Origin of the sequence: Clostridium sp. KNHs214 (assembly GCF_000744935.1) — a bacterium.
GTDB lineage: Bacteria > Bacillota > Clostridia > Clostridiales > Clostridiaceae > Haloimpatiens.
Genome location: NZ_JQMW01000011.1, coordinates 1,234,801 through 1,254,486, shown reverse-complemented (window position 1 = coordinate 1,254,486; position 19,686 = coordinate 1,234,801). Strand labels below are relative to the sequence as shown.

General features: G+C 28.8%; 17 protein-coding genes. 1 reads left to right on the top strand and 16 read right to left on the bottom strand.

Annotation, left to right across the window (positions count from 1 at the left end):
• Positions 1–27 precede the first annotated feature (27 nt).
• The 5 genes from CC89_RS14435 to CC89_RS14415 all read right to left on the bottom strand — a co-directional run bounded on the left by CC89_RS14435 (position 28) and on the right by CC89_RS14415 (position 6,702).
• Positions 28–858, bottom strand: coding sequence for a Cof-type HAD-IIB family hydrolase (locus tag CC89_RS14435; protein WP_035293245.1), 831 nt, complete (start codon positions 856–858; stop codon positions 28–30).
• Positions 859–1,150: 292 nt separating this feature from the next.
• A complete protein-coding gene (locus tag CC89_RS14430; protein ID WP_035293242.1) occupies positions 1,151–1,867 on the bottom strand; it encodes a ribulose-phosphate 3-epimerase in 717 nt (238 codons plus the stop codon).
• 94 nt (positions 1,868–1,961) lie between these two features.
• Positions 1,962–3,524 carry a BglG family transcription antiterminator gene (locus CC89_RS14425; protein ID WP_035293239.1) on the bottom strand — a complete coding sequence of 521 codons (1,563 nt, stop codon included), beginning with the start codon at positions 3,522–3,524 and terminating at the stop codon, positions 1,962–1,964.
• A 28-nt stretch (positions 3,525–3,552) separates the two neighbouring features.
• The gene (locus tag CC89_RS14420) at positions 3,553–4,992 is read right to left on the bottom strand and encodes a Sapep family Mn(2+)-dependent dipeptidase (protein WP_051931806.1); all 1,440 of its coding nucleotides are present in this window, start codon (positions 4,990–4,992) and stop codon (positions 3,553–3,555) included.
• 120 nt (positions 4,993–5,112) lie between these two features.
• Complete coding sequence (locus CC89_RS14415) at positions 5,113–6,702, bottom strand: PTS transporter subunit EIIC (RefSeq protein ID WP_035293236.1); 1,590 nt, start codon at positions 6,700–6,702, stop codon at positions 5,113–5,115.
• A gap of 311 nt (positions 6,703–7,013) precedes the next feature.
• Between CC89_RS14415 and CC89_RS14410 the strand changes: the two genes are divergently transcribed.
• The gene (locus CC89_RS14410; RefSeq protein WP_035293233.1) at positions 7,014–7,478 is read left to right on the top strand and encodes a COG2426 family protein; all 465 of its coding nucleotides are present in this window, start codon (positions 7,014–7,016) and stop codon (positions 7,476–7,478) included.
• Positions 7,479–7,612: 134 nt separating this feature from the next.
• Here CC89_RS14410 and CC89_RS14405 read toward each other — a convergent pair whose 3' ends face one another.
• From CC89_RS14405 to CC89_RS14360, 11 genes are all read right to left on the bottom strand, one after another.
• Positions 7,613–7,891 (bottom strand): hypothetical protein, encoded by a 279-nt coding sequence (locus tag CC89_RS14405; RefSeq protein ID WP_035293231.1) that lies wholly within the window; start codon positions 7,889–7,891, stop codon positions 7,613–7,615.
• Positions 7,892–8,455: 564 nt separating this feature from the next.
• Positions 8,456–9,664 (bottom strand): retron St85 family RNA-directed DNA polymerase, encoded by a 1,209-nt coding sequence (locus CC89_RS14400; protein WP_185750767.1) that lies wholly within the window; start codon positions 9,662–9,664, stop codon positions 8,456–8,458.
• 157 nt (positions 9,665–9,821) lie between these two features.
• Positions 9,822–10,718 (bottom strand): retron St85 family effector protein, encoded by an 897-nt coding sequence (locus CC89_RS14395; RefSeq protein WP_035293228.1) that lies wholly within the window; start codon positions 10,716–10,718, stop codon positions 9,822–9,824.
• Positions 10,719–11,134: 416 nt separating this feature from the next.
• On the bottom strand, positions 11,135–11,698 hold the full coding sequence (locus CC89_RS14390; protein ID WP_185750766.1) for a ribbon-helix-helix domain-containing protein: 564 nt from the start codon (positions 11,696–11,698) through the stop codon (positions 11,135–11,137).
• A gap of 338 nt (positions 11,699–12,036) precedes the next feature.
• On the bottom strand, positions 12,037–12,570 hold the full coding sequence (locus tag CC89_RS19615) for a hypothetical protein (protein WP_051931801.1): 534 nt from the start codon (positions 12,568–12,570) through the stop codon (positions 12,037–12,039).
• Positions 12,567–13,277 carry a hypothetical protein gene (locus CC89_RS19610; protein WP_051931799.1) on the bottom strand — a complete coding sequence of 237 codons (711 nt, stop codon included), beginning with the start codon at positions 13,275–13,277 and terminating at the stop codon, positions 12,567–12,569. The genes CC89_RS19615 and CC89_RS19610 overlap by 4 nt, the downstream gene beginning before the upstream one ends.
• 84 nt (positions 13,278–13,361) lie before the next feature.
• A complete protein-coding gene (locus CC89_RS14380) occupies positions 13,362–14,234 on the bottom strand; it encodes a type I restriction enzyme HsdR N-terminal domain-containing protein (RefSeq protein ID WP_035293224.1) in 873 nt (290 codons plus the stop codon).
• Positions 14,235–14,266: 32 nt separating this feature from the next.
• Positions 14,267–14,470, bottom strand: coding sequence for a helix-turn-helix transcriptional regulator (locus CC89_RS14375; RefSeq protein ID WP_051931796.1), 204 nt, complete (start codon positions 14,468–14,470; stop codon positions 14,267–14,269).
• A gap of 921 nt (positions 14,471–15,391) precedes the next feature.
• Positions 15,392–17,677, bottom strand: coding sequence for an anti-phage 6A-MBL system cap2_3 protein (gene cap2-3 / locus CC89_RS14370; protein WP_035293222.1), 2,286 nt, complete (start codon positions 17,675–17,677; stop codon positions 15,392–15,394).
• Positions 17,667–18,833 (bottom strand): anti-phage 6A-MBL system MBL-fold protein, encoded by a 1,167-nt coding sequence (gene mblB / locus CC89_RS14365; RefSeq protein WP_035293220.1) that lies wholly within the window; start codon positions 18,831–18,833, stop codon positions 17,667–17,669. The genes cap2-3 and mblB overlap by 11 nt, the downstream gene beginning before the upstream one ends.
• Before the next feature lie 105 nt (positions 18,834–18,938).
• Positions 18,939–19,667 (bottom strand): hypothetical protein, encoded by a 729-nt coding sequence (locus CC89_RS14360; protein WP_035293217.1) that lies wholly within the window; start codon positions 19,665–19,667, stop codon positions 18,939–18,941.
• Positions 19,668–19,686: the final 19 nt, after the last annotated feature.

The following is a 19,686-nucleotide window of genomic DNA, read 5'->3' as shown; positions in this document are numbered from 1 at the left end:
GTACTTATTTTTAAAAATTAAATACATTTATAGTTGTCCTTTGAGAATCTTGTCCACAGCTTCAGCAAGACCATTGCTGTCACAATCCTCAGTAACATATTTTGAAGCCTTCTTTACATCCTTTTCCGCATTTCCCATTGCAATTCCTAATCCTGCATATTCTATCATAGAAATATCATTGTGATTATCTCCTATTGCGATAATCTCCTCTTTTTTAATTCCTTTTTTCTCAGCATACAGCTTCACTGCCCTCCCCTTTGTTATGCCCTTATTCATAACATCTATTAATACTCTATCTGATTGGCAAAGCTCAATATCAGAAATTTTTTCAAGCTCATAAAATAATTTTTCTTTCATATCCTCACGTCCAATAAGTATAAATAGTACCTTTGTTATTTTTGCAGTATTTTCAGCCAAATCTGAAATACTATTGAATTTTTTTATAGGCACAAATTCATCCTGGGAAGCGTTTTTGTTATTTTCAAGATGCTTACGCACCCTATCATTTTCCCTGTTATAGAATATATTTTCCTTTTCATAAATCCAAAAATCCACATTAAACTTATTTGCAATTTCAATAGCTTTTATAACAGACTCCATATTCATTTCGCTCATGTAAAGAATTTCTTCTGACATTAAATCTTTTATCATTCCACCGTTACAACCAATAACAGGTGTATCAATGCCTAATTTTTTAGGATATCCCTTAAGTAAAGCTGGATGCCTTCCAGAAGCAAGTACCACCTCAATTCCATTTTCAATTAGCCTATTAACTGCTACTTTATTTTCTTTAGTTATTTCTTTATTTGAATTAAGAAGTGTTCCATCCATATCTGTAACAAATAATTTGTATTTCATATATATCTCCTCACTCTCTCAGGCATCTATAGAATCTAATAAATTTCTTCCATTCTATTCTTACTTAATAACATCGCTACCAAATTAGTCTAACCCCAAGATGTATAAAAAACAAAATTCACTTATATCTTAGGATTTTATATTTAAACTACTAAAAACATAGCCTGTTGCTTAAAATATTCAACAACAGGCCTATATTATAAAATCACTGTATACTTCTAATTAGGCACATTTAAATAAATAATAAGTCAATATGCTAGTAGCTTTAACTTGTTATTTCTTTTCACATACCTTATTCTATATTGTACTTTTCGGCAGCACTATCAATAGCCTGTCTACATTTTTTAACCCCTGCTGCAATGCCATCTGGGTCTTTGAATATTGCAGATGATAGTATAATTACATCAGGATTGCATTCTACAACAGGATCCATGTTATTGTATCGTAATCCTCCATCAACTGCAAGCTCACATTTTGGATTCTTTTCATCTATCATTTTTCTTGCTCTTTTTAAAAGATCAATTGCAGACATTCTCCAACCCCAATTATCCTTACCGTCAGTTTCATCAACTCCATGCATAACAATATGAAGACGATCTATATCGTATATAGATTCTTCAACAAAGGATAATGGTGTATAACATCCTACTGTTAATCCCACTTTTATTCCAAACTCTCTACAGTAATTTATGATGTATGCCAAAGGTGCTCCTATAAAATTTTCTGCAGGTAATATTAACATATCTGTTTTCACAGCTGCAAGCTTCTCTATAAAAAGTCTGTCACAGCTTTCAGTATAAATATGACATTCTATAGGTTTATCAGTAACTGGTCTAATACCTTCAATTATCTGGTGTCCTCCCATTAACTGCATATTTTTAAGGTTATGCATATCAGCTGCATCGGAATGTATATAATCAACTCCTGCATCAACTGCTTCCTTTACAACTCCTGCTATATTACCATAATTAACATGCGCAAGTCCTGCTGCTATTTTAATATGTTTCATTATATTATATCTCCTTTCATAATTAAAGCTATAATCTATCTTATATTTCAATTTTAGCACGATATAATATCTGTAATTTATAATAAAATTACCTTTAGTTGTGGTATTTTTTTATCATCTTTAAATTCATATTTTCAAAAGTACTTCTTATGAGATTAGCAAAATTTTGTATGTCCTCCTCCACAGGCAGTGATGGAAGCACAATAGTTTCAACATCTGAATTTATTTTTAGATTACTATTAGTAATAATCAAATCAACCTCTTCAAAATTCCTATCATTACTCAAAGATGTTGGAAACACTTCCATTATATTTATTTGTGCTACGTTATTTTTAAGTATTTCCATTATTAACTTAACTTCAGCATAGCTATTATTGTAAATCACATAAGTTCTCAATGGAAGTTTGCTCCTCTCTATAGCTGCAGCTATATGAAGAGCTATATATGCAATTTCTCCTTTTGATATATCATAATCATAAAATTTCTTTATGATAGGCACAGCTTTACTGGCAAGCTTAAATATCTCTGGAAAATTTCTTTCAACTTCATCTTCTAATGAATTATAAAAATCTAAACCATAATTAATCTTGTTTGCAACAGATTTTAAGTGATGAAATATACCATTATAGAAGCTTTCCTTATCCCTTATGTTGTAATGCTCATAAACAAGCTTAGTAATTTCCCCTGTTATTTCTTTATTAATTTCTAAAAAATCATCTGCTATGTTCCATTTTTTATTTTCCTTATGCGTCTTAGATGCAACTATTATTCCAAAGAGGTATCCTGCTTCATCTTCTGTAAGCTTAATTTGGAAGAGCCTTTCTATTGCTTCTGTAATCTTTGCCATTATTTTGTAATTATTCATATTTCTCAAATCATCAAGGGTATTTTCCTTCATGGTGCAATAATATCCCTTTTTAATTCGCATAATGTTTATTGAAAACTTTATCCTTAATCTTTTAAGATCTTGGGGCACAAATTTAACTCCAAATTCATGTTCTATCAAACAAACTATCTGGCTTATCTTATGTTCACTAACACCTTCAAAAAAATCACTGCTTCTAGAAAATAAATGCTTTGTAAATTCACAGTCAAAGGATTTCCCAGGCACATCATTTTCTTCCATATAAAATCTTTCCTCCTGCCTTTCCTTTAACAGTATCCAATCAAAAATAGCTTTTCTTATTCTTTTTTCTCCGCCTTCTATAACATATCCCTTCTGTTTGCTTCTTAACACCTCAATGTCCCTTTCATGAAGCCATTTTCTAGCCTCGTCAAGATCCTTATAAACAGAGGGCCTGCTTATATAAAACTGATATTCTAAAGAACTTATTTTTATCCTTCTCTTGTTTAAAAGCAAATAGATTATATACAGCTGTCTATCTTTAGAACCATAATTATTATTCAAAAGTCTTAACCCATTAATTTCTGTTATTACCTTAAGCTTTAAGGATTCATCACCAATTACCGAGACTCCTACTCCTGATTTTCTGTTTAGCTCAAGCTTCCTTTCAGAAAGGAATTTATCAACATCATCAAAATCATTCCTTATGGTCTTGTATGAAACATTTAATCTTTCTGCAATATCAGCAATTGTTATGTTATCCTGACATTGAAGTAATATTTTTGCTATTTGTAAGGTTCGAGTATGCAACATTGGCGTCAGTCCCCTTTCTAAGGTTTAATTACTTGGTTAACCCCTTTATCGCTTCATAATAAATTTCGAGAGCTTTATAGAAATTCTTAAGGTTTATACATTCATTTACCTTATGAGAGTTTGGTTTATCATCTTCAAAAGATGGCCCAAAACCTACACAGTTTTTCATAGTCCTTGCGTAACTTGCTGCTCCCTTTGTAAAAAGAAGAGCCCTTTCATTTGTTACTTTTTCATAGCTTCTACTTAATTTATCAATTAACTGGCTCTCTCCTGGAACATATAACAAATCTAAGTCCTTAAGCACATTAAAACTCATTCCAATTTCTCCAGCAATACAGGATAATCTGCCTAATACATATTTTTTATCTATACCCACAGGATATCTAAAATCGAATCCAATTAAAAGCCTTTTGTTTAGAAATTGTACATATGCTAGGTTACTTGTTGTCTTTCCTGTTTCTACATCTTCGTGAAATAGCCCTAGTTTATTTCCATATATATCATTATTAAAATATCTATTAAGTACATCAATTATACCTTTACCTGCTAGATTTAATCCCTTTACATTAATAAAATCATCTACAAATTTAAAAATGGCATTTTCACCTTTATGAGGATTCCTACTTAGAGCAAATTTTCCCTGATACTCTATCTCTATAAGTTTATCCTTTTTTGTAATATTAGAAGCTCCTTTAAGACAATCTGTCAATCCCTCTATATCCTTTGAATTAACATATATTTTAATATTTGAACACACAGCATCAATGTTTAATTCTGATTTAATCTGTACAATATTATTAATTCCATCTAACTGCACTTCTAATTCTCTCTCGTACTGACACTTAATTATACCCTTTTCACAGTTAACAATAGGGAAGTCACAATCCGGTGAGAATCCCATATCAGGCATTTTGTTGTGTTTAGCATAGTATTCCATGCACTCCCAAGTAGTTTCCTCTGCTCCGCCCAATATCAATCTTATTTTTTTATTTGGCTTATAATTAAGTTCTTTTAAAACCTTTAAAATATAAAAACATCCTATAACTGGTCCCTTATCGTCATTTACTCCTCTACCATACCAGAATCCATCTTTTTCTACCATTTCAAAAGGATTTGTACTCCATCCTTCAATATGTTTTGCATCAACCGTATCCAAATGTCCTAATATTCCAAGTGTATCTTTCCCATCACCATATTCAATATGCATTGCATATCCATCAAAATCTTTAACTTTAAAGCCTTCCCTAATAGCAAATTCCATCACTTTATCAAAACACTTTCTAATTCCTCTGCCAAATGGAGCTCCTTTATAAATAGTATGCGGATCTCTCACAGAATTAATACTAATCAATGCAGCAAGGTCACTTTTCATTTGATTTCTATATCCATAGAGCTTTTCTATAAAGTCTTTGTCAAAGGAAGTTCTATAATTTATATTCACTTTATAATTATTGTTGTTTTCTACCACATAATCCACCCTCTTATATTAATCCTTTTTTAAACACAATACGGTGTTAGCGGTAATACCACTAACACCTTCTTATGTAATCTAATTTACTTAAATGAAATTGTAATAAACAATATAGTCTTAGTTTAAACCAAGTACATCCTTTACTTGAGATGCAACCGTTATTACTCTTGGTCCATAAATAATCTGGAAGCTTGTTTTATTTCTAACTACACCATGAGCCTCAAGATTTGATGTCCATTCCTCATTACTTGCAACAAGTGATTCATCTTTAACTATTACTCTTAGTCTTGTTGCACAGTTTGTAACATCATCAATATTATCCGCTCCACCAAGAGCCTCAACTATTCTTTCAGCAAGTTTTCCCTTATTTTCTTTTTTCTCAGCTACTTTTTCTTTATAGTCACTCTTCTTGTAAAGTTTTATTTCGTTCTCATCATCTCCACGACCTGGTGTCTTTATGTTAAATTTCAATATTAATGTTTTGAATATAAAATAGTATAGTGCAAAATATACAGGAACAAGTATTAACAATGACCAAGCATGTACCTTTTGCATTTGGAATAAATTTGGAATCATAAAGAACAATGCATGTCCATTTATTGATACCTTTGTTAATTCAGTTAAAACATACGCAATTCCTGCTAATGGTGCATGAACAAGGAAGTAAAGTATTGGACTTATAAACAAGAATGTATATTCAATTGGCTCAGATATACCAACAAAGATTAATGTTAAAGCCGCTGGAAGCACTAAAGATGCAACCTTCTTTTTGTTTTCAGGCTTTGCCGTTTTATATATTGCATAAGCTGCTCCTGGAAGTCCGCCAAGTTGGAATAATATTCTACCTGTTGTAAAGTTTCTTGTAATATATCCAATCGCACCTGCTGATGCAGCTTGACCGTTCATTATATTTCTAACTCCCTCATAAACGACACCATCAATAGTCATTACACCACCAACACGTGTGTACTCTATTGGGAATGCTATTAAGTGATGTATACCAAATGGAAGAAGCGCTTTATCCATTGCACCAAATAAGAATGTACCAAAAACTCCTGAAGTTGTTATAAGTTTTGTTAAAGCCTGTAATCCTGATGCAATAAATGGCCATACATAGTAAGTTCCAATTGATAATGGAATTGCAAATAATGTTATTAATATTATTACAAATCTTGGGCCGCTAAAGAATGAAAATGCACCCTTGAATTCCTTTTCACACCACTTGTTATGTATGAATGAAGTTGTTATACCTGTTATAATTCCGCTAAATATACCCATATCAAATGTAAATATTCCAGCAATATTTGTCCATAATGCACTAAAATTTTGTGCCTTTTGAAGTGAATATCCTAAGCTTTTTGTTAAATAGTCTACAGTTGTTGTACCAGCATTCCAACCCTCTGCCCCTGCAAACGTTTTAATGCAAGTGTTGAATGCAAAAAACATTACAAGTCCACCAAAGGCTGCCCAACCTTTTTCCTTTTTAGATAATCCAAAGGCAATGCCTACTGCAAACCAGAAAGGTAAATACCTCATTACCATAAATCCTATGCCTTCAAACATTGAAAATATCGTATGAAGCAATGTATTAGGAGTTAAAATGTAGTTGGTAAATGCACTAGCAATTCCAACATAAAAACCAACAATTACGAATAAAATTACCGGTATCATCATTGCGCCAGAAAATTTTTGAATTTTCCCCTTCATAATTATAACCTCCAATCAAATTTGTATAATTCTATTTTAAATCATTTATCTCTAATAATAATTATAAAAAATTCCACAATATTATGGGAATTTTTTAACTATAGTATAAAAAATAATACATTGATTGTGGTAACTTGTAATTTATTAAGGAATAATTTAAAATATTATGATGAAATATTGTAAAAAAAGCTAAAACTAAATATAAATGCTTGATATTAAAATTTAATAATTTGTGATTATTTGCTATTTATGATATATTATTTTTAAAATTGATTATCTAATTATACTTAAAGAAAAGGTGGATTTTGATAATGACTAAGTATGCAATAGTATTTTTTATGTCTATGGTTCCAATCGTGGAATTACGTGGAGCTATACCATATTCTCAACTTTATCAGTTACCCTTACTTCAATCTTATATCATTGCAATTATTGGCAATATGTTACCAGTGCCTTTTATATATCTATTTGCAAGAAAGGTGCTTGTATGGGGAGCCGATAAACCCTTTATCGGAAATTTCTTCACATGGTGCCTAGCAAAGGGTGAAAAAGCAGGAAAAAAATTAAAAGAAACAGCAGGTAATAAAGGCTTATTTATTGGCCTATTGCTATTTGTAGGAGTGCCACTTCCTGGAACTGGAGCTTGGACAGGTACTTTAGCTGCTAGTTTTCTAGATATGGATTTTAAAACTAGTATTGTAGCTGTTATGGCTGGAGTATTATTAGCAGGCATTATAATGGGCGCTGCTAGTGTAGGTATGTTTAGTATATTTTAATTTAGAATTTCTAGACAAACCTCTGTTAAAACATATATTATTGTAAAAAACACATAGATTAAAGTATGGTTTGATGTGTACTTTATCTATGTGTTTTTATATTTATTAGTACCTAATTAAATTTAAAGTATTATTTAATCTTTTAATTGCTTAATGAAGTTTATAGATATCTTTAGTTTTATTAGTATATTTATTATTAAAGCTACAATCAAGGTACATGACCAAAATGTCACAAATTTAGGTTCATTAACATTGTTTAGATTAAACCAAAACATAATAAATAAAACTAATAAAGACAATATAGTTATAAAATCAATAGTGAAAATTAATTTAAGCTTTTTACCTTTGTTTACCAATACGCATAGTATTGTACTTAATATTATTATTATTAGAGACATAAATGGAGCATTCATTCAGCTTCCTCCCAAAATAACTTTTGGCTTAATTATAACATAAATGGTTTTTTTTTCAATATACTTATATTTTATTCTTTAAAAAAGCACAAAGGCTATAGTCATTTCTCTATAACCTTCATGCTTTATAAAACAAATTTATTAATTTTACTTTAAAGTTTTATTATTACATTTATTCCTGTTGTAGGTTTTAAAAAAAGTTTGATCAAAACCTTCTATATGAATAGCTTAAATACATGCAGTGAAAATTTGATTTTAAAATAAAGTTTGAGCAAAATATATAAAACAGCATCCATTTCATGATAATTCATGATAAATTTTTTAAAAAAAGTTTAATCAAAACTTTACTTTTATTACGATGTTAAGCCATTTATATCAGTTTTAACCTTTTATATCAGTTTTAACCTTTAATTTTGATGTAGATTTGTAAAAAAGATTGATCAAAACGTACCTTACAAAGGTTGATTTTACGTAAATTAAAAGAACTAATTTTGAAAAAAGTTTGATCAAAAGTTAGTTCTTTATTATTTTAGGTTGAATTATTTTTGTAAAAAAGTTTGATCATTATTTAAATATATCATCAATATCTACAGAGTTAGTAACTGCTGCATCAGACTGTTCATACTTGATTCCAACCGTACTTAATCGACTGCCTATATTATGTTTCAAAAAAAAATCTATTCTTTCTCCTACATATAATTCTTCATAAGAGGTACCCACGCAATCTATATCTGTATTACATGCTTCAAATGGGATAAATTTCATCTCATTACATCCTAAAATCTTATTCCGATTAAACTCTTCTACAATATCATCAAAAACTTTATATTGCTCCTTTTGCGTCATTTCATTTATATATTTCTTAATTCTTGCTAAATAATTCTTTTCTATACTAGAGATATAAGAAATGTATCCCTTGACAACATCAAGTTTTGAGTAATCAGAAGTACAAATTATGTAATGAATCATTGCTCTTACTTTACGTTTAAGTTCCCTAGGTACTATTACTTTACTATCTACGATTAATAAACCAGTAATAGATTTTCTAGTAGCTGGTCCCATAAATTTTACTTTTTTATTATTCACTTTAAAACCTTCATCTTTTATGATATCATATATCATCTTTTGTGTTTTCCTTAATAAAATTTCATCATTACATGAAAAAATCAAATCATCTGCATACCTAGTATATACTATACCTCTTTTACTTGATACTCCCTCTAATCTAGAATCCATCTTTCTACATATTAAATTTGATAAGCTTGGTGAAGTCACCGCTCCTTGTGGTAAAACATCATTATATGTGCAAATATTGCTAAGAATATTAGATACCAATTTATTATAGCCCAAGCTATAATAAAAGAAGAAAACTTTTTCTCTGTGTATATTATGAAAAAAGTCTTGTAAATCTATTTTTAGAATGTATGAATTAAATCTATGAAATTCAGCATTTTGCCTTATTCCATATCCTGATCCTACTCTAAACCCCATAGAACAGTCTGAAATAGATATCTTGTCCAATATATTGACTTTTATCCACTTCTGAACTAATTTCAAAGAGAAACTTGGTATATCCAATTGCCTAGTTCCTCCTCTTTTTTTAGGTATTTCTTTGCTAGTGTAATATCGCTGCGTTTGTTTAGACAATAAATATAAAATTGTAGTACTAAGTCCTATAGATAGGCTAAATGACTCTATATCAAATATTTTAGGCAAGTTTAAAGTTTCAAGAATAATTAAGTTTTTATATTTAACCTTTTTAATTGCAAACACCCCTTTACCATAAATTCTTTTTGATTAAATCTTTTGATTTATCCACTGTCGTGGATGAATCGGAAGATTTAATTAAAATACTCCCAGATTAAAAATAAAACTGACGGAGACGAATCATCTCCAACTACAAATAGAAGTACTCTCATGCGCAATACTATTATATAGTGCTCTCTAAAGGGGTGTTTCCAGTTAATTCTGTTAACATTATACCATACCTTATGAAATCATACAATTTTATACTATTACTTATCGGTAAATTATTCAACACTCCTTGAATATACACGTTGCCTTTTTTTGTTAATGATATTTCTCCATTCCTAATATTCTTATGAACAAGTTTATTTTTATACAGTAATTTGATTGCTGTATATAATATCATATTTAAATTTTCAGTCTCATAATTATCTTTCTTATATAATCTCTTCATTATTTTCTCTATATTTACCATAGAAATACTTTTTACAAAGTAGACTAGCAAAGGAATATAATAATATTGTCCTATTATTGTATTTATTTCTATATCCTTTTTTACAAATTCTCTACTGAACTTTTTAAACTTGTCCAATATAAATTTAATGAGCGAATCTAATTTGTCTCTATCATAGAAAATTATCCGATCCTTTTCCCTTTGATTTGATATATATTTAATTGGTCCCATCATGATAAAACTTTTTTGTTTTTTGTAATATTTATCCATAATAACAAATAACTTTTCCAATGTTTTTTCATTATTCGTAAAGGCACCCAATTCAACTAACGATCCTGAACTTTCTGGCATCACACATATTATGTCGCTATTTTCTGCTAGAAAATTTTCTAAACTTAACAAATCCATTTTCTTATCCTTATTCAATATATCCATAAATAAATCTTCTGGATATAATACTCTTATTTTATTTTTCTCAAGTTCTATTCTAACCCAATCTCTTAGGCAATTTTCATTAGTGCTTACTCCCCCACATAAGAATACATCTGTATATTCTCTATTTATTTTCTTGTATATATCTGTATAAATTTTATCAATTGAATCTAAGTAAATTTCACTAACACCCATTATAATCTCCTTTAACTACTGTTCTAGTTTCTATTATAACAACTTATTCTATTTTTGGTAAATACGTTTTTCAATCTTTATTGCATTATCATACAGGTTTGTAAAAAAGTTTGGGTATTATAAGCGTAAAAATTTAAGTACCTAGAAACCTTGAACTGCCTCCTGTCTACTTGACAGGGTGCAGTTCAAATTCTACCAGGAAGGGTACTTTTATGTAAACTTAGTTAAGAATAAATACAAATATTTTCTACAATATATTTATAAAAAGTTATCAGCAAAGGTATTACTCATTAAAAAATATAACTTACAGCTTTTCTTTTACTATAAACGTATGGCTCTTTAATCAAATTTACAAGATTAGCTTCATGATAACCAACACCAGATTATACTATTACTTCATAATTTCTACTCTCGTCTCAATTCTCATCAACCAATGCTTCGACATTAATATCTTCGCAGTTGTACGCCCCCATCGGATATTCCCAAATGCTACCAAACACTCTGAAATCTTTCTCACAGTTTTCGCATTTGCATTCTTGCCAATCAAAAGAATATTCTTTTTCTGGTCCCATTTGTCTTTCCTCATATGATGAATTACAGTCATCTGCGAAATTCATGTTATTCTCAGTTCCGCAATAGGGACATGTAATTGCACGTCTTAAAGAAATATGATCCATTTCAAATTCATCCTCTACATAGTTATTATTATAATCACATTGTAATTTCTGTTCGCATTTCTTTTCGCTTGTATATTCTATTTCAGACTGGCTTTTCTTATCTTTTAACACATTTTTAAATAATTTTGCATTCTCATAATATGACTTTAATGCATTTCTAAAAATCTCAGATTTCGCCTCTCCAGTTTCTTTACTGCAAAAACTAAGCATGTCATCTTCTACATCATTAAGTCTTACTCTGTACTGCTTATCCCTGCTATCATCTTTTGGTGGTCTTCCTACCATTAAAATCACTTCTTTCATTTTTTATTTTTGGATATCCATAAATATATTGTATTATCGGATATCCAAAAAGTCAATACATAATTTACTAATGTTTGTGTCAAGTTCCAGTGGGCAACTTTGTTTCATAGAAAACTTATCCATTATAATACAGTTTTTTGAATTTATTTTTATATTTTTTTAAATTTAACTCGTTGTGCTAATTTAAATTACTTCATTAATATTGATATTTAAGATTAATTTACCAATTGAATAATGCATAGAATGTCCGTAAATTTCTTTGTTAAAAATTGAATAATTTATCCAAAAATCAGTTCTTTACTTTAAATGAGCAAATCGCTTACATTATTTTACATTACTTAAGCACACTTATTGTGTGATAATTTAAGAACATCAAAAATAGCATTTAAACTAACTCCTTTTTTATATTGAGAATACACCCAAGCAATTACTTCTTGTTGGGATTGTTTACGAGCTATTTTTAAACCTTCTCCAAATTTAGAACAATCTGTACTTATGCCACAAGTACAATAAATATAAGTCAATTGAGTTAAAATCCAAAATCTCTTTATGGCTTTTTCACTACGAAGTTGATAATTGTCAAAACCTAATTCCATCTTATTTTGACCGAAAAATACTTCAATTGTCCAACGTTCACGGTATTGAAAAAGTATTTCTTCTGTTGTGAGATTTATATCTGTTGATATAAAAGATTTTAATGCTTTTTCATTATAGAGAGCTTCTTTAGGATAACTAATAAGAATTACAACATTTTTAAAACCATTGATTTTGCCCTCATATCTATAAACATAGTAAGAGTGCTTATTCACTGTTACAAGGTGAAAGTCTTCCTTGTTTATAGTTTTGACAAAACCATTAATTTTATGATTCATGCGCGAGCATTTTGGTATATAATTCTATTAGTTTTTAACGCTCCTATATATTCAAAGCCTTTTGCCTTTGCTGTTTTTATAATTATTTCAGCACTATACCAACTATCCCCTAAGACGAAACCTTGGATAGGTGGTTCGGGTAATGAAGATATTATATTTACAGCAATATTAATCTTAGTAAATTTTTTATTGTCTTTATCGACTTTAGTCTTATCATAAAGCGTTAGCTGATAAGGAATTGTAACATCGCCACATTGTAGTAAAGCACCTACAACTTGGTGTCCATAGACTTTTTTATTTTCTAAATGTGATTGATGGAATTGACACTTTTCTATAGGATTTTTAGCCCGTGACGAAGGCTTTGTCTTCTTACAGATAGTATCATCAATAATCACATAAATAGGCTTTCCTGTATCACGAGATAACTGCCAAATTTTGTTAACTGCGAACTTTTGTAATGCTCTCAAAATATAATCTTCATTCCATGGGCTTTTGGATAAAAATTGACCTATGGATGTTCTATAAGTACTCTGATAGCAACTTTCAGCTATATGAATAACTTTGCCATCATACCCACGACCTACGGCTGCAAAGATAAATTCACAAACATGTTTTAATTGAGGCAGTGTTAAATATAATGATAATCCAAGTTTAATTATGAAATTGTTAATCTCTTTATTATATGGTATATTATTTTCTGTAGACATTTATATTCATCCTTTGTTTATGTTTTCTGACAGAAATATAATACACTAGGATATTATGAATGTCTATTTTTATTCCATAATTTGTTATGAGATTTGCTCATTTAAAGCTATTAAATATTCTTTAGGAGATTCTTCTTTTTCTTCTCCATTTGATTCAGTGCTAAATATTTGAAATCTATACTCTTTATAATCTTCCGTATCATTTTCATCATGTATTTTTGCTAATATCAAATTAACTAGTGTGGCAAAAATTTCATTATCATTTACCGCTCCACTTCCCCATAATTTGTTATGAAGTTCTTCTTTTAATTTTTTTGTGTTTTCAACAGATATTTCTCTTCTCAAATCATTTCTTCCCTTTTTAACAAAAGGGAATATATGTGGTTTTTCACCTTTGGGAGGTAAAATATCACTAATACTCTTTCTTCCACCATTAATCCACATTTTATAATTTTTATACTTTTGATGATCAATTATTATTAATTTGTCTACTACATCATTGCCCATGAGTTCACATGTATAATATACTAAATATCTTATATTTATATCTTGATTACTTTGAATATTATTGGCTAAAATAAATAATTGATTTTCTATAGACCATTCCTTTTTATTATCATATTCTTTAAATGGTTTTACTTCAATAAAAAATAGAATATCTTTGTTCTTTGTATCTTTTACTATAACATCAATCCTTTTATCTTCTAATTTTGTACTTCCTCCAACAGGACAAGGAAATTCTAATTCTATAGATTTTAAATCATAATTTAGTTCATTAACTAATTTATCAATTAAATAAGCTGTTGTTTTTTCCTCTAAATTTAAAACAGATTTTTTTCCATTGTGCTCATATATTTGTTCGTTATATTTTATAAAATTAGTTTTCATGTCAATTTCAACAGCTTTAAACCTTCTTCCCTCTAATTTGTCTTGTATTAATTTATCTAACTTATTCATTATACGCTCTCCCCATCTTACTAGTTAATAACTTATTTGTCATAATCTAAGTAAAAAATTTTTTCTACTGATACATTAAGTATTTTAGCTAACTTTAATGCTATTTCTACGCTTGGTATATGTTTGCCGTTCACAATCATAGAAAAATAATTATCTTTAACTCTTATTTTGTTAGCTATATATTTTTGTTTAATTCCCTTTTCTTTCATAATTTTTTTAAGATTATTTTTTATCATCTCACATACCACACTATTCATTTATAGTATTATATTTGTAATTATAATATAATTATATAGAAATTACAATATTTGTATATAAAGGTTATAATTTACTGATATAATTATTATATTATTTTTAATTTTTGATTATTAAATTTAATTTCTATAAAATTAAATAAATATCCACCAGCTTATCTGGTGGTTTTTCTTAAGCCCTATAAGGATATTTTACCAGCACTAAAAGTATCACCAGCCACAATTTAACTGTTACTTTCCACCCTTAAAAGAATACATATATTCTTTAATACTTATTTGGCCCGATCGTATCTTCATTTTGTTAATTTTTTATATACTCTTCTATAGCTTTTTTATTTTTTCCTACTGTGTTGGATTAAATGAAGCAACAATAGCAAAATATATTAGAGAACAAAAAAGCATGATCAGATGATGGATAAAATTACAACAAAAGAATCAGAAGACCCTTTTAAGAGTATGGCTAGGTAATCAGTCCACAATGGGTTGAATATAATGAAAAGCCAGCACCATTTAGGTGCTGGCAGTATTACGCCCTTATAGGTCCTATGCAAGCCACCCCTTTTAGGGGTGATCATGACTTATAGATAATAATATATACTATTTGTATTTCAAAATTAAATTTTATTACAATTCAATTTTTATAAGTAATTTTAATTACATGTTGATTTGTAATTAAGTTTGATCATTTTTCTAATATTCATCAATAACATTTATCAAATCCTCTACTAACTACAAATAACTTTTTTTCTAACGTTACTTCCACATTAATTACATTCGTAGTTATATTTATTACATAAATCTTTACAATACTTTGTAGACACCGTTTTCAGCCCATTAATAATTCTATCTTACCAATTACAGCTTACTTTTTAGGATATTTTATTTTTTATATACATTGATCTCTTAATTCATTACATAAGAACTAACTTCTTTCTCATTAAATATCATAATATGAGCAGGATAAGAATACTTCTTTAATAGTTCATGTAATTCAATTAGAGAATTCCTATCTGTACAACTCATATTAGTTGAATGTTCTGGGTGTGTGTGCCAATCACCAACATAATATATCATATCACCTGTAATATCATTGATATTTTTTAGATGTTCTTTTGTACCTTCAGTTCCTTTAGCAAATAAATAAGGCCACCTTTCACTATCTTTAGGTATATATATATCGGTTACATAAATAACTTTATCCTCTATATTTGCTTTTCCTAATAATATACCTCCAGCTTCATTTGGTTTACACTTATTAAGTTCAGATAATATGCATTCATAAGTCTTTCTATAAACTTTAGTAGTCCATTCATTATCTGAAGAGCTTACTGTAATAAAATCTTGTAAAGAAACTGTTCTGCAATAGTTTTTTGAAAGATTATCTTCATTAAAATAAGAAATTAAAAATTGTCCTTCTCCATTTTCATTTATAAGAGTTCTCTTTATATAACTTGAAAAGACAGCCGCATGATAAGAAATAATATTATCTGAAAGTCGCATAGTATTTGTATTGCATCCCAAACCAATAGTTATATCCTCAAATTGTCCATCTTCAAGATTATACTTTAACTTTTTAAATCTTTTTAACCAATCAGATACCTCATTATTTGAACGAGCATAATTAAATAAACTAGCTTCAATATCATCAACTTTTGGGACTCTATCTACACCTTCTTTAATAATTAACCCTAGTTTACCTTTGTTGGCAAGTTCAGCTCTAATAACTACTGAAGGTAATTTTCCTGTATAATTGCCGAGAAATGAAAAAACTGATTTTGATGCAGAGCAATCTATTAAAACATCATACTGACTTAAACCATTATTTTCAGCATAATTAATAAAAGATACAGGAAAAGCTTTAAAATATCTATCTTTATCTAAAATATACATATTATTAAGCTTATTCGCAATATCTTCCGCTTTATTTCTAGATATTGAATCAGAAAATAATGCATGTCTTACAAGATTATGAGGTGATAATATATCCTCATCTATAATTGTAATGTTTGTATATCCATTTCTCGCAAGATGAAATATAACTTTTGAGCCTAATGCACCAGCTCCAACAAATAATATTTTAGGATTTTTTTCAGATGCTAAGGTTGATATATCAGCGGCTAATCTTCTACTTAGTGGTTCTAAATGACTAAGTGCTAAAGCCCTTCCATCTCCTTCTATCTTTGTTGTATGAGCATTAGTTATTTTTTTAATTTTGAATATATAATTTACAAACTCAATATTTTTATTAAATCCAATTACCTTAGTAGGTCTATTTATTGCCGATATTAATAAAAACTTATCTGGTATATTTCTATCCTTAAGAATCTTTAAAGCCCTTTTAAACTCATTACCTAGTTTTTCATTAAACGCATATAGTTCTTCTAATTCCATCGTAATTAATCTAAAATATTCACTATAGCGAGAGCTTTCTGTACTCCAAACAACTATGCCTACAAAATACCTGCTATTCTTTTGGGTAAGCTTTTTATTATATTGTCGTAAAAAGCTACCTAATTTTTTTCTTTTAACTATGTCTAATATTTGAACTGAAAAACTATTTTTATCCATATCTAAAGATTTGGATTCCTCTCTATTATTAACACAACATAAAGTATAAGCAAAACCACTTTTTCCTTTATTTTCACGCCAGTATGCTTCAATAAACTCTGTAAGCATATCATATGAAAATACTGCATTCCCCGTTTCCCTGTAAAGAATCATAGGTTCAAAATCGTCCCCTAGCCTTATTAAATTACCACTTGCAGCATCACTAAACCAATTACGAATTCTATTAATAAAATCTTCAACTGAATGTTCTATATACCAATCGTCAATGCTCCCTCTATGTAAACATATATAAGTAAGTCCCTTACACAAAGCTACAGTGTGTGGTAACTTCTCCAAAGGAAAGTCTAATCTTCTAGAAAAAACAACTGGTGCCTTATATCTTATTTCTCTTGTATAACATATAAAATCAATAGGTTCAATTGATTTTATGTCAACATCCATTGTAGTTTTTCTACAAGGTAAGTTTATTTTGAGTTCTAATCTTACTATAACAGAATCTTTTGTATACCTATACAATTCAACATTCTTAACATTATCACACGCTATCAACCCATTGTAAAAGTTAGAAAAGTCATCATTTATCTTATATGGTTCAGATATAGCTTTTAATTTATCTACCATATCTTTTAGGTGTTGAAGCTGTGTTAATTAATACTGATGACATTTTCTTTTTTGTAACTTCTTCTGGTTCTTGTTTTAATGGGCCATTTTTAGTGAATGTAAAAATTAATGGTTTGGGTTCATCTGTAGATGGATATTCAGATAAACAATAAAAATTATCATCTCCTACAGCCTTTTTATAAAGATTAGCAGCTCTATAGTGAGGAGGATTATCCTCACTCCTTTTAATTTCTTTACATGAAGCTACTATTACTCTTACGTTTCCATCATCTTTGCCATTTTCAATAAAACTTATTATTTCATCATCTGCAGGTGGAGAATTTTTATAATCCTCACTTGAAAAGAAATACCATGAACAATGATGAGGAGCCATAAAAATATCAAATTTAAGACTGTCTAAACTATTTTTACTCATAATTCTCTTCCAATTTTCAATTCTGCTATCACCTGCAAGTATAACTACATTATTAACTTCTTTAGAATCAATATTAAATTCTGCTTTGAGTATTATTGAACGTTTATTCCTCTCAACATCAGGTTCATCACTTTCATCTTTCACAGGACCTAACACAAAGAACTTGAAATCATCCTGTATTTTTCCATTAATAAGATTTACTGTTTCCCCAGCTGCAGTTGTAATACTCTTTATTTCTCCTAGTTCTTCATTGTCAGTTGAACCAATCATTCTAAGTCTGTTACCTGGATTTGATTTTTCACTTTTCTTATCTTCATAAAGTTTCTTTCTTCTGTTAGCTTCCTTTTTAAAAGCTTTTGCACTCTCATTTAAATCTTTATCTTCTTCCCAAAAAACATCTGGCGCAAACCAAAGTTCATCAATTAAAATTTTATCTTTTTCTTTATCATATTTGCTTGGATCACCTAAATAGAAGTGTTTTTCTATACTTCTACAATGGTCAATGTCAGGGTGAGAAAGTATAAAAACATCTAAATGAGGCATGCTGTCATCATCTTTAGGTAGTGTTTCTCGTAAATATTCTATTATATCATACCTTTCTATAACATTTTCATCACTCGAATCCTTAGTAATATTACAATCCATTAATACATTTGTACTATCTTTAAGTGTAATTAGTGTTGTATCACCATTTCCTACAGGGAAAAAAGTAATTTTATTATCTGTTTGTACCTTTGCCATAATATGAACCTCCTCATAAATTTTGATATATTCGTCATAATCATATTTAATTTAACTTAAAAATATTTTCATAACTCAAAATAAAAAATATTTGTCTAAACTCAATTAAATTCTCTCGCATACTTCTATTAATGACTTTGCATAATCAAAAGAGTTCTTCTCTACTGTTGATTTATTTACGAAAATAACAAACATTAGAATACTAAATATCATAAATATAAATGCCATATACTGTGGATATGGTTTAGTAATAAGTTCTTTCCAATTAAAACTATCATTTATGAAATATTCTCTTATTCCAACTAGACTATACAAAATAATAGCAAAAAATTTTAAACCATATAAATTTCTCCAATAATTATACTTTTTTAATTCTTGATAAACCCTTGGTTCTTTATCACGATTTGAGTTAGCATAATTTCTAAGCCAATTCATAGCCGACTCATAGTATTTATCTGATTCTCTAGTTTCATCTTTAGGTTCTATTGGTAAGCAAACTCCTTCAACTGACTTATTTAATTTTTTATGATATCGTGTTTTTGTTATTTCATCATAAGTTTTATCGCTATATCTCAATACTATTGTTGTTGGCATTGCGCCTAATTTATCATACATTCTATTCTGAAACTTTTTTCCTCTCTCTCTTGCTGCCATCGCAGCAAATGATATAAATGCTATAATAACTAATGTATAAATAGTATTAGTAACCCATGTATCAGTTTGTATACCCTTAAGAATCCATAATAATATAATTGGTATAGAAACTACCAATACTGGCATAACTCTTGAGTGAAATGTAAAATCGTCAAAATAACTTTTTATTTTATTTACCACTTTACCCCCTCCTAATATG